Genomic DNA, 13,853 nt, shown 5'->3' with positions numbered 1-13,853 from the left:
CGGGGGTGTCGGCCGTTCGGCCGACACCCCCGGACGCATGTCCGAGTGCAAGATGCCCCGTACGCATCACTCACCGCGAACTAGTGGATCTCCCGTGTCACGGTGGCCCTACTGCCACCGATCCAGGAGTTCCGAAATGGCCGACCTCGCCCCCGATCTGGAAGCCGCAGACCTCACCGGTGCCGCCGGGGATCTCGGCGCCGCCGAGGACGCCCACTCCCCGTACGGAACGCTCGGGCGCCCCGCCGACCCGCCGCTGCGCCGGGACCCGCTCTCCCGCGCGCACGCGCTGCTCGCCGCGCACCCCGTCTTCGACGGCCACAACGCCCTGCCGTGGGCCCTGCGGCTGCACCACGGCGATGACCTGACACCGGGTCACTACTACGACCTCGAATACGGCGAACCCGCCGTCAGCACCGACATCCCGCGGCTCCAGCAGGGCCGGGTGGGCGCGCAGTTCTGGTCGGTGCAGGTGCCGACCGCGCTCAGCGGCGACCACGCCATCAGCGCCACGCTCGAACAGATCGACTTCGTGCACCAGCTGGTGCGGGCCTACCCCGAGGCGCTGCGGCTGGCGATGACCGCCGACGACGTCACCGAGTGCCGCAACCGCGGCCGCATCGCCTGCCTGCTCGGCTCGGCCGGCGGCCAGATCATCGACAGCTCGCTCGGCGCGCTGCGCGCCCTGCACACCCTCGGCGTCCGCTCGATGCTGCTGACGCCGGACCGCAACACCCCGTGGGCGGACGCGGCGGCCGACACCCCGTGCGCGGGCGGCCTCACCGCCTTCGGCGAGGAGGTGGTCCGGGAGATGAACCGCCTCGGGATGCTCATCGACCTCTCGTACGCCTCGCACGACACGATGCGGCACACGCTGGGCATCACCAAGGCGCCGGTCTTCCTGCACCGCTCGGCCGCCCGGAACCTGACCAACCACCGGTACAACGTCCCCGACGACGTGCTCGCGCAGCTGCCCCGCAACGGCGGCATCTGCATGGTCACCTTCGCGCCGCAGCGGGTCGCGGGGCCGGTGGGCGCCGCGACCATCGAGGACGTCGCCGACCACCTGGACCACGTACGGAACGTGGCGGGGGCGCAGCACGTCGGCCTCGGCGGCGGGTTCGACACCGATCCGGCCGACGGGCGGCCGCAGGGCCTGGAGGACGTCTCCGGCTATCCGCGGCTGATCGCCGAGCTGATCTCGCGCGGCTGGTCCTTCTCCGACCTGGCCGGGCTGACCTGGGGGAACGCGCTGCGCGCGATGCGCGGCGCGGAGTTCGCCGCGCGCGAGGCCCGGCACCGCCGCGGGCCGTCCACGGCGACCATCGACCGGCTGGACCGGGCCGACCGGCGGGACCGGATGACCCGGCTGCACTGGGCCTGGACCTGACGGGCGCGGAACGGCGGAGGGGCGGGCGGGAAGCTCCCGCCCGCCCCGCGCCGGCCCGTCGTCAGTGCAGGCAGAGACAGAACGGATGCCCGGCCGGGTCGAGGTAGACCCGCCAGTTGCGGTCGCCGTCGTCGGTCTGGACGAGCCGCGCGCCCAGCTTCAGCGCCTCGCGCTCGGCCTCCTCGATCCGCTCCCGCGGCACCCGGAAGTCCAGGTGGAACTGCTGGGACCGCTCTCCGCTGGGCCAGTCCGGCGGCACCATGTCGGGCGCCTTCTGGAAGGCGAGCAGCCGGCCCTGCGGCCCGTTCACCTCGATCCAGGTGCCGTCCTCCTCGAGCTCGCCGACCTGCCAGCCGAGCAGTCCGGCGTAGAACTCGGCGAGCGCCACGGGGTCGGGGGCGTCGAGCACGACGACGCCGAACTCAGCGATGGCCATGGTGTTACCTCCTGCGCAGGGGTAGCGGTAACTCGGTTACTGCATGATGGCCCAGTGCCGGTAACGTGGCAAGGGTGGCCGACCGCAGCGCGCCGCCTCCCCTGGCCCTGGTCCAGGAGCTGGCGAACACCCTCGACATCGAAACCGGACAGGACGCGCTGGCGGCCCCCGGCGCACTCGCCGCCTTCCTGCGCGACCACGGCGTGCCGCCGGCGTCCGCCGGCACGCACGAGCTGGACGCCGTCCGGCGGCTCCGCGAGGCGCTGCGCGCCGCCTGTCTCGCGCACACCGGCCAGGACGTGCCCGCGGAGACCGGGCGGACGCTGAACGCGCTGCTCGCCGACGCGCCCCTCACCCTCGCCGTCGACGCCCGCGGCGAGGCCGCGCTGCGCCCGGCCGCCGGGCTCACCGGCGCCGCCGCGCTGACCGCCCGGATCGCCGCCGGCATCGCGACCGCTGCGGCCGACGGCAGCTGGCCCCGCCTCAAGGCATGCGAGGCGCACGACTGCCAGTGGGTGTTCTACGACCGCAGCCCAGGCGGGCGGGGCCGGTGGTGCTCCATGGCGGTGTGCGGCAGCCGGGCGAAGATGCGCACGTACCGGGCCCGGCGCGCGGCGGAGTCCGGCTGACGGCCGCGCGGCTCCGTACTGCTCCGCCGCCCGGCGGCCGGAGCCTGCCGCGGCCGGAAAACGGCACCGCCCGCCCCGCCGGTGCGGCGGGACGGGCGGTACGGAAGTCCGGTACGGCTTACGCGCGCGGGCGGCCCAGCGCCCGGTACGTCCAGCCGGCCTTGCGCCACAGCTCCGGGTCGAGCGCGTTGCGGCCGTCCAGGATGCGGCGGTGCGCCGCGACCTCGCCCAGCGTCGCCGGGTCCAGCTCGCGGAACTCGCGCCACTCGGTCAGGTGCAGCACCACGTCGGCGCCGCGCACCGCGTCCAGCGCGGTCGGCGCGTACCCGAGGGTGGGGAAGACCCGGCGGGCGTTCTCCATGCCCTTGGGGTCGTACACCGTGACCTGGCCGCCCTGGAGGTGGATCTGGCCCGCGACGTTCAGCGCGGGGGAGTCGCGCACGTCGTCGGAGTCCGGCTTGAAGGTCGCGCCCAGGACGGCGACCCGCTTGCCGAGGAAGCCGCCGCCGACCGCCTCGCGCGCCAGCTCCACCATGTGCCCGCGGCGGCGCATGTTGATCGAGTCGATCTCGCGGAGGAAGGTCAGCGCCTGGTCGGCGCCCAGCTCACCGGCGCGCGCCATGAAGGCGCGCAGGTCCTTGGGCAGGCAACCGCCGCCGAAGCCGACCCCGGCGCGCAGGAACTTCTTGCCGATCCGCTCGTCGTGGCCGATCGCCTCGGCCAGCTTCATGACGTCGCCGTCGGCCGCCTCACAGATCTCGGCCATCGCGTTGATGAAGGAGATCTTGGTGGCCAGGAAGGAGTTGGCCGCGGTCTTCACCAGCTCGGCGGTCGGGTAGTCCATGACGACGAACGGCGAGCCCTCGGCCAGCGGCGTGGCGTACACCTCGCGCAGCAGCGACTCGGCGCGGTCGCTCGCGACGCCGACCACGATCCGGTCCGGGTGCAGGGTGTCCTGGACCGCGAAGCCCTCGCGCAGGAATTCGGGGTTCCAGGCCAGCTCGGCCTCCTCGCCGGCCGGGGCCAGCTCGGCCAGCCGCTTCGCGAGCCGCGCCGCGCTGCCGACCGGCACGGTGGACTTGCCGACCACCAGCGTGGGGCGCGTCAGGTGCGGCGCCAGCGACTCGAAGGCGCTGTCGACGTAGGACATGTCACAGGCGTACTCGCCGTGCTTCTGCGGGGTGTTCACGCACACGAAGTGCACGTCACCGAAGGCACCGGCCTCTTCCCACGAGGTGGTGAACCGCAGCCGCCCGCTGGAGCCCGGCAGCCCGGCGACGTGCTTGCGCAGCAGCTCCTCCAGGCCGGGCTCGTACAGGGGCACCTCACCGCGGCCGAGCATCTCGATCTTCTCGGGCACGATGTCGAGCCCCAGCACCTCGAAGCCGAGCTCGGCCATGGCGGCGGCGTGCGTGGCGCCGAGGTAGCCGGTGCCGATCACGGTGATCTTGAGGGGCATGGATGCTCCAAATGCGAACTCGGTGACGCTGCGGGCCCGAGCATATCCGTGACGGGGCGTGCGCGATCCGGACGTTGTCGGCAACCTCACGTACCCCAGGGCATGCCACGGCTCTAGAATTCGGGGAAACGCGACAGGTTACTTAACGGTAGTTAGCACTCAGGGGAGATGAGAGACCTTGGCGGGAAACGCCGATTTCGATCTGTACCGGCCGGCCGAGGAGCACGACATGCTCCGCGAGTCGGTGCGCGCGCTCGCCGAGGCGAAGATCGCGCCGTTCGCCACCGAGGTCGACGAGGAGGCGCGCTTCCCGCAGGAGGCGCTGGACGCGCTGGTCGCCAATGACCTGCACGCCGTGCACGTCCCCGAGTCCTACGGCGGCGCCGGCGCCGACGCGCTGGCCACCGTCATCGTCATCGAGGAGGTGGCCCGCGTCTGCGCCTCCTCCTCCCTGATCCCCGCGGTGAACAAGCTGGGCTCGCTGCCGGTGATCCTCTCCGGCTCCGAGGAGCTGAAGAAGAAGTACCTGGGCCCGCTGGCCAAGGGCGACGCGATGTTCTCCTACTGCCTCTCCGAGCCGGACGCGGGCTCGGACGCGGCGGGCATGAAGACCCGTGCCGTGCGCGACGGCGACTCCTGGGTGCTCAACGGCGTCAAGCGCTGGATCACCAACGCCGGCGTCTCGGAGTACTACACCGTGATGGCCGTCACCGACCCCGAGAAGCGCTCCAAGGGCATCTCCGCCTTCGTGGTGGAGAAGGGCGACGAGGGCGTCTCCTTCGGCGCGCCGGAGAAGAAGCTGGGCATCAAGGGCTCGCCGACCCGCGAGGTCTACCTGGACAACGTGCGCATCCCCGCCGACCGCATGATCGGCGCGGAGGGCACCGGCTTCGCCACCGCCATGAAGACCCTGGACCACACCCGCATCACCATCGCGGCCCAGGCGCTGGGCATCGCCCAGGGCGCGCTGGACTACGCCAAGGGGTACGTCCAGGAGCGCAAGCAGTTCGGCAAGCCGATCGGCGACTTCCAGGGCGTGCAGTTCATGCTCGCCGACATGGCCATGAAGCTGGAGGCCGCCCGCCAGCTCACCTACGCGGCGGCCGCCAAGTCCGAGCGGATCTCCGCCGGCGGCAAGGACGAGGACCTCACCTTCTTCGGTGCGGCCGCCAAGTGCTACGCCTCCGACGCGGCCATGGAGATCACCACCGACGCGGTCCAGCTCCTCGGCGGCTACGGCTACACCCGGGACTACCCGCTGGAGCGCATGATGCGCGACGCGAAGATCACCCAGATCTACGAGGGCACCAACCAGGTCCAGCGCATCGTCATGGCGCGGAACCTGCCGTAACGGCGGGCCCCCTGCACGCGGGAAGGCCCCGGCTCCTCCGAGGAGCCGGGGCCTTCCCGCGTGCCGGACGACGGGTCACTGGTCGGCGGAGACCGTCACCGGGTCGTCGTTCTTCAGCTCGTTCACCAGCTGCTTGACCTTGGGCATGTCCCACGCGAGGTTGCCGCCGACGCTGCCGGAGACCGGCATGTTCATCGACTTCCCGTCGCCGCCCTTGCTGGTGACGTCCTTCAGCGCGAAGAACATCTTGGCCAGCGAGTACGGGCCCATGTCCTTGTCGACGATCAGGGTGTCCAGGCCGGCGCCCATCGCGGGGTACAGCTCGAAGGGGTTCAGCAGCGTGCCGGGCGAGGCCACCTGGTGGGCCAGCGTGGAGAGGAACTTCTGCTGGTTCTTGGTGCGGTCCAGGTCGCTGCCGGCGAAGGCGTGCCGGGTACGGACGTACGCCAGGGCCTGCTGGCCGTTGAGGGTCTGCTCGCCGGCCTTGAAGTCGGCGCCGGACCACTTGTCCTTGAAGCCCTTGTCCAGCTTCATGTCCACGCCGCCGATGGCGTCCACGATGTTCGCGAAGCCGGCGAAGCCGATCTCGGCGTAGTGGTCGATGTGCAGGCCGGTGTTGTACTCGACCGTGCGGACCAGCAGCTGCGGGCCGTCGATGGAGTACGCGGCGTTGAGCTTGTTGGCGCCCATGGCGGGCTGCATCTTGCCGGACTCCGAGCCGCGGAACTGCGGGATCGTGACGTTGGAGTCACGCGGCAGCGAGATCAGCGTCGGGCCGTTGGACCCGGTGTGCAGGATCATCATCGAGTCGGTGCGCTTGCCCTCGGCGGAGCCGGTGTGCAGGTCCTTCTTCTGCTGCGCCGACATGCCCTCGCGGCTGTCCGAGCCGACGATCAGGTAGTTGGTGCCGTCGCCCTCCTCGGGGCGGTCGATCACCTTGCTGAGGTCGACCTCCTTGCGCATCTTGGAGTCGGCCCAGAAGTACGTGCCGACCGTGGCGACGAGCAGGACGACGACCAGCGTGAGGACGGTCGCCTTGATGCGCCGGCCCCAGTTCGGGCGCGGCCGGTAGCCGTCGTCGTAGCCGCCGCCACCGCCGCGGCCGCCGCCGTAGACCTGACCGGTGTTGTACCCGTCGTCGTACCGGCCGCCGCCGTACCCGCCGTCGTGCCCCGGCTGCGGCGGCACGGCCTGCCGGCGCGGGGACATGCCGGGCGGCAGCGGCGGCTCGCCGTGGGCGGGAGCGGGCTCCCGGCGCACCTGTCGCATGGCGCGCGCGCCCTCCGGCTGGGCGCTGCCGCTGCCGCGTCCGTACCGGTTCCTGTCGTCGTCACGGGCGAGCCCGTCGCGCCACTCGTTCATGCAGCAAAGTGTGCCTGCCGGTCCGGCCCGCCATACAGGGCGGGGACGGGATCGGACCCCGGCTGTTGCAGAGCTGATGCAAAACGGGGCGGCATAAAGGGGAGCGCGTGACCATTGGGCCGGGTGGGACGGGAGGCGACGTTTCGGGACGCTCGGGACGTACGTTTGCGCGCGATTGCGACCGTAATGACATGAATCACAAGCAAACCGGACCGGTCGGGGACCTCCGCGACGGTCTCGGGCAGAAGGTGTCTCCCGGGGTGCATAGGGTGGACGTATGACCGATCTCGTCACCGACAGCCAGGAGGGCAGCCTCCCGGGCAAGCCCACCTCCGTCTCGCGTACGACGCTCAGCCACATCATGGATGCGAGCCACACCAATCTCCTCGGCACCGTCCACGGTGGCGTGATCATGAAGCTGGTGGACGACGCGGCGGGCGCGGTGGCCGGCCGGCACTCCGGCGGCCCGGCCGTCACCGCCTCCATGGACGAGATGGCCTTCCTGGAGCCGGTCAGGGTCGGCGACCTGGTGCATGTGAAGGCCCAGGTCAACTGGACCGGCCGGTCCTCGATGGAGATCGGCGTGCGGGTGCTGGCCGAGCGCTGGAACGAGTCCACCCCCGCCCAGCAGGTCGGCTCCGCCTACCTGGTCTTCGCCGCCGTCGACGAGAACGGCAAGCCGCGCCCGGTCCCGCCGGTGATCCCCGAGACCGAGCGCGACAAGCGCCGCTACCAGGAGGCCCAGATCCGCCGCACGCACCGGCTGGCCCGCCGGCGTGCCATCAAGGAGCTGCGCGAGCGCCGCACCGCCGACGGCGTCGTCGACGACTGAGCCGCGCGGCTCACCGGCACTCCTCCTCGTCCCCCGTGACCGCCGGGGCATCGCCCGAGCCCGGCTCCGGCACCTCGGCGCGCACCTTGTGCACCTCCTTGTGGTCGGGGCCGAGCGTGACCCGCAGCACCGGGCCCTGGCCCGGCACCTTCCGCAGCTTCGCGCCGGGCAGCGCGGCGGCCAGCGTCCGTACGGAGCGGTCCCAGCGCGGGTCGTAGCTGATCTCGGTGTGCTCGGCGGGCGACTGCGCGTTGCGCGGCGCACCCGTGGTCGCGAAGCCCTCGGCCCGCAGCGCCTTGTCGGTCCTGGCGGCCTGCCCGCTGACCCGGGTGCCGTTCTCGACCTGCACCCGGACCTCGCCCGGCGCCACGTCGACCATGGTCGCGCGCTGCTTGCGCTTCTTGTGCACGGCGAGCGGGCGGTCCGCGCGGATGGCCTCGAAGAGCTTCTTCGCGCGGTCCTCGTCCCACTTCACCGTCGAGCCCAGCTTCGGGTCGGTGTAGTTCATGTCACCGATGGGCACGGAGACGAACTCCGACGAGGAGGGCTTGAAGCCGCGCAGCGCCTGGCCGAGGGCCATCATCTCGTCCGGGCCGAAGCCGGCGTCGGCCCGCAGCGAGTCCAGCACGGTCGAGGTGACCTTCTTGAACCGTACGGGGTTCACCAGGGCGTCCGAGTCGGTGATCCGGTGCAGCAGGGCCACCAGGAAGCGCTGCTGGCGCTGCATGCGGCCCAGGTCCGAGCCGCCGTCCAGGTGCCGGGCGCGTACGTACTGCAGTGCCTCGCCGCCGTTCAGCTCGCTGCGGCCGCGCGGCAGGTCCAGGCCGGTGTAGCGGTCCTTCAGCGGGGTGGAGGTGCACACCTGCACCCCGCCGACCGCGTCCACCGTCTTCATGAAGCTGGTGAAGTCGACCTCCAGGTAGTGATCGATGTGCACGCCGGTCATGTGCTCGACGGTGCGGACGGTGAGGTTCGGGCCGCCCTCCGCGTACGCCGCGTTCAGCCGGATGGGGTGGGCCGGCACCGTCCGCCCGGACTTCTCGTCCCTGTACTCCGGCGCCTCGGCGTAGGAGTCGCGCGGCAGGCTGATCACGCTGGCCCGGTCCCTGGCCGCCGAGAGGTGGACGAGCATGAGCGTGTCGGTGCAGTGACAGGGCGCACCGCCGAGGTGGTAGCGGTCCTTCTCCGCCTTGGACAGCCGGTCCCGGCCGTCCGTCCCCGCGACCAGGAAGGTCATCCCGTGGCCGGTGGCGGGGCGCGGCCGGTGGTCCATGCCCTTGAAGGCGTCCACCCGGGTGATGCCCTTCTCCACCCCGGTGACCATCGCGTGCCCGACGCCGCTCGCGGCCAGCAGGACGACGGAGGCGGCGGCGGTCACCCGCACGATCCACCGGGCGCGCCGGCGCCGCCTGCCGGGTGCGGGGAGCGGGAGGGTGCGGGGCGGTGGGGACATGGCGGGGCACCTCCTCGTAGGGAGCAGGGGGACGGACGACAGTACGTCGATATGATCGGCTGACTGTCATCACACGCCGCTCCCGTCCACAGCGCCACTCGGCTGCCGTCAGGCCCGTACGCCCGTTCGCGGTAACGTGAACACCGATGAACGCCACGCCGAGCCAGCACCCCGCAGTCTCCGTGATCATGCCGGTGCTCAATGAGGAACGTCATCTGCGCGACTCCGTGCGCCACATCCTGGAGCAGGAGTACGACGGCGAGATGGAGGTGGTGATCGCGCTCGGGCCGTCCACGGACCGCACCGACGAGATCGCCGCCGAGCTGGTACGGGAGGACCCGCGGGTCCACACCGTGCCGAACCCCACCGGCCGTACGCCCGCAGCGCTGAACGCCGCCATCAAGGCGTCCCGGCACCCGATCGTGGTGCGCGTCGACGGCCACGGCATGCTGTCGCGCAACTACATCGCGACCGCGGTGCGCCTCCTGGAGGAGACCGGCGCGCAGAACGTCGGCGGCATCATGAACGCCGAGGGCGAGACGCCCTGGGAGGAGGCCGTCGCGGCCGCCATGACCTCGAAGATCGGGGTGGGCAACGCGGCCTTCCACACCGGCGGCCAGGCGGGTCCCGCCGAGACCGTCTTCCTGGGCGTCTTCCGGCGCGAGGCGCTGGAGCAGCAGGGCGGGTACAACGTGGAGTTCATCCGCGCCCAGGACTGGGAGCTGAACTTCCGCATCCGCGAGGCCGGCGGGCTGATCTGGTTCTCGCCCGAGCTGAAGGTGCAGTACCGCCCCCGGCCGAGCGTGAAGGCGCTCGCGAAGCAGTACAAGGACTACGGCAAGTGGCGGCACGTCGTCGCGCGCTACCACTCCGGTTCGATCAACGCCCGCTACCTCGCCCCGCCGGCCGCGGTGTGCGCGATCGCCGCCGGCCTCGTGGTCGGCGCGGCCGTGACCCCGTGGGGCTTCGTCGTCCCGGGCGCCTACCTCGCGGCCATCACGGCGGGTTCCGTCCCGGCCGGCAAGGGCCTGTCGCTCAAGGCCCGCGTCCAGATCCCCGTCGCGCTGGCGACCATGCACATGTCGTGGGGCTGGGGCTTCCTGACCAGCCCGCGCTCGCTGGCCAAGCGGGTCATCGCCAGCCGCCGCCCGGCGGTGAAGGCCCCGGCCGAGACGGTCTGAGGACTCCGCGCACGAGAACGGCGGCGGCCGGCTCCCCTCGGGGAACCGGCCGCCGCCGTTCGTGCTTCCGGCCGGGCCTCACCAGGTGTAGCCGGGGTTCACCTTCATGCACGCGCCCTTGTCCTCGCCGTTGAGGGCATCCGCGCTCTCCGGGGCCTTGTCCGCCTGCTTCTTGCCGCCGGCCGCCTTCGGGTACGCGGTGCCGGCGCGCCAGTCGTTGCCGACCACCAGCCGGATGCCCTGGGCCGAACTGGACTCCTTCACCGCGCTCTTGGGCAGCCCGAGCGCCTTGGCGACGCCGAGCGCGTCCCCCTCGGCGTCCTTGCCCCCGTACGTGATCGTGGTGTCCGCCTGGGCGATCAGCGTGGCGTCGGTGCCCGCCGCGGTGTAGCCGAGCGACGCCAGCTGCCCCTGTACCTGGCTCGCGCGGCCGACCACCGGGCCCTGGATCGCGCCGTTGGTGCCGTTCTGCACGGTGATCTGCAGCTGGTCCTTGGCCGTGGTGGGCTTCGGGTCGGCGGCGGGCTTCTTCTTCGCCTTGTCCTTGCCGTCCAGCGCGGTGTCGTTGCGCAGCATCGCGAAGACCTGGTCGGCGTCGCCCGGCTTGGGTATCACGTAGGACTCGCCGGGACCGTACGCCCACGGCATCGTCGCCATGGTGATCCGCTTGACCGGCACCCGGTTGAGGTCGCCGCCGAGGTCGTAGAGCTTCTTGACCGTGCCGAGGCCCTCGTCCACGGTCAGCGCCTTGGTGGCGGCCTCGGCGAGCGCCTGCAGCTTGCCCGGGTCGGTGAGCTTGGCGCTCGACTTCAGCTGACGGATCATCGAGTTCATGTACATGTGCTGGGCCTTGGCCCGGCCGATGTCGGTGTTGTCCTCGAAGCCGTAGCGGGTGCGCAGCCACTGGAGCGCCTGGACGCCCTTGATGGTGTGCTCGCCCTTGGTCAGCTTCAGCCCGCTGCCGTGGCCCTTGCTGTCGTGCGAGTAGACGTTGCCGTCGACGCAGACGGGGACGCCGCCCACCGCGTCGGCCATCTGCACCACGCCCGCGAAGTCGATCATCATGAAGTGATCGATGTAGATGCCGGTCAGCTCTTTCCAGGTGGCGACCGTGCAGCCCGGACCGCCGTGCTGCAGCGACTGGTTGATGGGCGCGGTGGTCTGCGGGTACTTCTCACCGCTCTTGGGGTCGGTGCACTCGGGGATGGTGACGCGGGTGTCCCGCGGTATGGAGAGCACCGACATGCTGGAGCGGTCGGCGGAGACGTGCAGCAGCATCTGCACGTCCGCCAGCGGCTTGCGCCCCACGTCGCCCTTGGCGCCGCCGAGCTTGAGGTTCTCCTTGCTGTTCCGGCTGTCCGAGCCGAGCAGCAGGATGTTCATCGGGGTCTGCCCGAAGGCGTTCGGCTCGGGTTTCTTCAGCCCGCCGTCGCCGAGGTCCAGCGCGCCCTTGCGGAGGTTCCCGTTGAGGTGCTCGTAGTAGAGGTAGCCGGCGCCCGCGGTGCCGAGCACGAGGAGCGCGGCGATGCCGGCGGTCCACCGCAGGACCCGGCGCCCTCTTCGGCGCCGGCGCCTGCCGTGGCCCGCGGGCCCGGCGGGGTCCGCGGCGCCCTCGCCGCCGTCCCCGCTCCGCCCTTCGTAAAGGCTGTCGTCCCAGCCCAGTTCCTGGGCGTCGGGCTGGTGCCTGCGTGATCGGTCACCCCGCACACTGCTCTGCCGCATCGGCTGCCCCTCCCCGTTTCCTTCATCCGGTGGTGCGCTCGGCGGCCTGGCAGGGCGGCCGGTCGTTGTTCACTTGGTCGTACTGGTCCTGCGGTACTGCACGCCTACTTGGCGCAGACGTTCTTGTCGTCGGCGTTGACGTTCTGCACGCCGTCCGGCGTCTTCGTCGGCGCCTCGATGGGCTCGCCGGCACCGGTGAAGTCCTTGCCGAGGATCAGTTTCATCGGCACCTTGGGCCCGGCGTCACCCGACGTCTCCTTCATCGCCGACTTCGGCAGGCCCATCCACTCGGCCAGCGTCGCCGCCTGGCCCGCCTGGTTCGGCGCGTACTCCAGACGCGTCGTGTCCAGGGTGGTGGTCGCGTTGCCGGCGTTGGTGGACAGCGGTGCGCCCTTGGTGTTCTGCAGCCAGTCGACGGTCTCCTGCGCGGCGCCCAGCGGGCCGCCGCCGTTCGAGACGTCGACCCGGACCTCCGCGGCGGGAGCCTTGGTGACCGGCTTGGCCTTCTTCTTGGTCTTTTCCTTCTTCGTCTTCGTCAGCGAGTGGTCGGCCTGGACCATCTTGAACAGCGGATCGGCCTTGGCCTTGTCCAATATGACGGTCGCGGGGTCCTCAGGGTTGTCCAGAACCGGCACGGTCGCGAAGGTGACGTTCTTGACGTCCACCCGGCTGAGGTCCTTGGCCAGGTCCATCAGCTTGCTCGCGGTGCCGATGCCGGTGTCGACGGTGAGCGCCTTGGTGGCGGCGTTGCTCAGCTTCCACAGCTTGCTCGGGTTGCTGAGCGTGTCGTCGGACTTCATCTTGCGGATCATCGAGCTGAGGAACTGCTGCTGCAGCTCGATGCGGCTCAGGTCACTGCCGGTCCCGACGGTGTGCCGGGTCCGTACGAACGCCAGCGCCTGCTCGCCCTGGACGACGTGCTTGCCGGCCTTGAGGTGCAGGTGCGACTTGGGGTCGTCGATGTCCTTGCCGGCGCACACCTCGACGCCGCCCACCGCGGTGGACAGCTCCTTGACGGCGTTGAAGTCCGCCATCATGAAGTGGTTGATCTTCAGGCCGGTCATCTTCTCGACGGTCCGCCAGGTGCAGCCCGGGTCCCGGCCCTCCTGGCCGAGGCTGGTGTTGAAGCGCACCCCCGTCTCGCCGGGAATGTTCTTCGTCGAGCCGTCCTTCTGCTTCGTGGGGCAGTCCGGGATGTCGGTGATCATGTCGCGCGGAATGCTCAGCGCGGTGGCGTTCGTCCGGTCCTCGGAGACGTGCATCAGGATCGTGGTGTCGGCGTGGCCGACGCTGCCCAGGTCCCCGTAGCCGGCGTTGCCCTTGCCCTCACGGGAGTCCGTTCCCATGATCAGTATGTTCACGGGGCCGTCGGTGACCGCGTCGTTGTTGATGCCGACGTCGACCTTGGAGATGTTGCCGTCGAGGTGCTGGTAGACGAAGTACGCGCCCGTGCAGCCGGCGACCAGCACGAATCCCATCGCGCCCGCGCCCCAGTACAGGGCTTTCTTCTTCTTCGACGCCCTCGGCTTGGGCTTGCGGCGCCCGGTGCTCGCCGCCGGGGCCGTCGCCGCTGCCGCCGCCGCGCGGTGCCCGGCGCGGCCGCCGGCCCGGCGGTTGCGCTGGGCGGGCAGCTCCCGGGTCGGCGTGTCACGGCCGGAACCGGCCGACCGTCCGCGTTCCTGCGCGCGCCGCTGCTTCCGGCCACTTTCCGCGGGGGCCGCGGAGGGGGCTTCGGCTCTCCGGCCGCCCTGCCTGGGGGCTGACTTTGAGCCAGCATCCAGTCGCAGTTCGTAGTTGCCGGTGTTCGGATCGAACACCCACTGATCGGCGGGATCGATGTCGCCCGCCTGCCCACGGCCTTGCGCGTCCACGGTGCCTTGAGTCCTCCGTCGGTGCCACGCGGCGCCTGCCCCCTCAAGGCGCTCGGTCGGTCGGATTGCAGTGCGCGGTCAGCCAGTCTTGCGACCGGATCGCTCACACTATCCGCCCAGTTCAGCGTCAAGCGACGCCCGTGACAAATTCCACGTCCCTACAACTG

At 71.2% G+C, this 13,853-nt stretch carries 11 protein-coding genes; 5 read left to right on the top strand and 6 right to left on the bottom strand.

The genetic code is table 11. The features are described from left to right. Window positions 1–136: 136 nt before the first annotated feature. Complete coding sequence (locus C3486_RS17070) at window positions 137–1,390, top strand: dipeptidase (protein ID WP_103833564.1); 1,254 nt, start codon at window positions 137–139, stop codon at window positions 1,388–1,390. Between the two features lie 61 nt (window positions 1,391–1,451). Here C3486_RS17070 and C3486_RS17065 read toward each other — a convergent pair whose 3' ends face one another. Beyond that, window positions 1,452–1,826: a VOC family protein gene (locus tag C3486_RS17065; protein WP_103833563.1), complete on the bottom strand. Its 375-nt coding sequence runs from the start codon at window positions 1,824–1,826 to the stop codon at window positions 1,452–1,454. A gap of 74 nt (window positions 1,827–1,900) precedes the next feature. Between C3486_RS17065 and C3486_RS17060 the strand changes: the two genes are divergently transcribed. Further along, on the top strand, window positions 1,901–2,455 hold the full coding sequence (locus tag C3486_RS17060; RefSeq protein WP_103833562.1) for a CGNR zinc finger domain-containing protein: 555 nt from the start codon (window positions 1,901–1,903) through the stop codon (window positions 2,453–2,455). 118 nt (window positions 2,456–2,573) lie between these two features. Here the strand turns inward: C3486_RS17060 and C3486_RS17055 are convergent, their stop codons facing one another. Next, window positions 2,574–3,914, bottom strand: coding sequence for a UDP-glucose/GDP-mannose dehydrogenase family protein (locus tag C3486_RS17055; RefSeq protein WP_103833561.1), 1,341 nt, complete (start codon window positions 3,912–3,914; stop codon window positions 2,574–2,576). 178 nt (window positions 3,915–4,092) lie between these two features. On the opposite strand from C3486_RS17055, the gene C3486_RS17050 reads away from it, so the two are divergent. Continuing rightward, window positions 4,093–5,265 (top strand): acyl-CoA dehydrogenase family protein, encoded by a 1,173-nt coding sequence (locus C3486_RS17050; protein WP_103833560.1) that lies wholly within the window; start codon window positions 4,093–4,095, stop codon window positions 5,263–5,265. A gap of 75 nt (window positions 5,266–5,340) precedes the next feature. On the opposite strand, the gene C3486_RS17045 is transcribed toward C3486_RS17050, so the two are convergent. Beyond that, window positions 5,341–6,627, bottom strand: a complete 1,287-nt coding sequence (locus C3486_RS17045; RefSeq protein WP_103833559.1) for an LCP family protein — start codon at window positions 6,625–6,627, stop codon at window positions 5,341–5,343. Window positions 6,628–6,904: 277 nt separating this feature from the next. Between C3486_RS17045 and C3486_RS17040 the strand changes: the two genes are divergently transcribed. Beyond that, window positions 6,905–7,459: an acyl-CoA thioesterase gene (locus C3486_RS17040; protein WP_103833558.1), complete on the top strand. Its 555-nt coding sequence runs from the start codon at window positions 6,905–6,907 to the stop codon at window positions 7,457–7,459. A gap of 10 nt (window positions 7,460–7,469) precedes the next feature. Here the strand turns inward: C3486_RS17040 and C3486_RS17035 are convergent, their stop codons facing one another. Continuing rightward, window positions 7,470–8,912 (bottom strand): LCP family protein, encoded by a 1,443-nt coding sequence (locus C3486_RS17035; protein WP_103833557.1) that lies wholly within the window; start codon window positions 8,910–8,912, stop codon window positions 7,470–7,472. Between the two features lie 146 nt (window positions 8,913–9,058). On the opposite strand from C3486_RS17035, the gene C3486_RS17030 reads away from it, so the two are divergent. Further along, entirely contained in the window at window positions 9,059–10,093 is a 1,035-nt protein-coding gene (locus C3486_RS17030) for a glycosyltransferase family 2 protein (RefSeq protein WP_103833556.1), read from the top strand. A 78-nt stretch (window positions 10,094–10,171) separates the two neighbouring features. On the opposite strand, the gene C3486_RS17025 is transcribed toward C3486_RS17030, so the two are convergent. Both C3486_RS17025 and C3486_RS17020 read right to left on the bottom strand, forming a co-directional pair. Beyond that, entirely contained in the window at window positions 10,172–11,815 is a 1,644-nt protein-coding gene (locus C3486_RS17025; RefSeq protein ID WP_103833555.1) for an LCP family protein, read from the bottom strand. Window positions 11,816–11,919: 104 nt separating this feature from the next. Next, window positions 11,920–13,686 (bottom strand): LCP family protein, encoded by a 1,767-nt coding sequence (locus tag C3486_RS17020; protein WP_103833554.1) that lies wholly within the window; start codon window positions 13,684–13,686, stop codon window positions 11,920–11,922. Window positions 13,687–13,853: the final 167 nt, after the last annotated feature.

The organism is Streptomyces sp. Ru73, from assembly GCF_002920575.1.
Classification (GTDB): domain Bacteria; phylum Actinomycetota; class Actinomycetes; order Streptomycetales; family Streptomycetaceae; genus Streptomyces.
The sequence above is the reverse complement of the archived record's forward strand: the minus strand, read 5'-3'. Positions and strand labels throughout refer to the sequence as shown.

Bases quoted from the DNA above. Each gene is read 5' to 3' on its own strand.
- C3486_RS17070 (WP_103833564.1), top strand. From the start codon at position 137: ATGGCCGACCTCGCCCCCGATCTGGAAGCCGCAGACCTCACCGGTGCC.
- C3486_RS17065 (WP_103833563.1), bottom strand. From the start codon at position 1,826: ATGGCCATCGCTGAGTTCGGCGTCGTCGTGCTCGACGCCCCCGACCCC.
- C3486_RS17055 (WP_103833561.1), bottom strand. From the start codon at position 3,914: ATGCCCCTCAAGATCACCGTGATCGGCACCGGCTACCTCGGCGCCACG.
- C3486_RS17045 (WP_103833559.1), bottom strand. From the start codon at position 6,627: ATGAACGAGTGGCGCGACGGGCTCGCCCGTGACGACGACAGGAACCGG.
- C3486_RS17040 (WP_103833558.1), top strand. From the start codon at position 6,905: ATGACCGATCTCGTCACCGACAGCCAGGAGGGCAGCCTCCCGGGCAAG.
- C3486_RS17035 (WP_103833557.1), bottom strand. From the start codon at position 8,912: ATGTCCCCACCGCCCCGCACCCTCCCGCTCCCCGCACCCGGCAGGCGG.
- C3486_RS17030 (WP_103833556.1), top strand. From the start codon at position 9,059: ATGAACGCCACGCCGAGCCAGCACCCCGCAGTCTCCGTGATCATGCCG.
- C3486_RS17025 (WP_103833555.1), bottom strand. From the start codon at position 11,815: ATGCGGCAGAGCAGTGTGCGGGGTGACCGATCACGCAGGCACCAGCCC.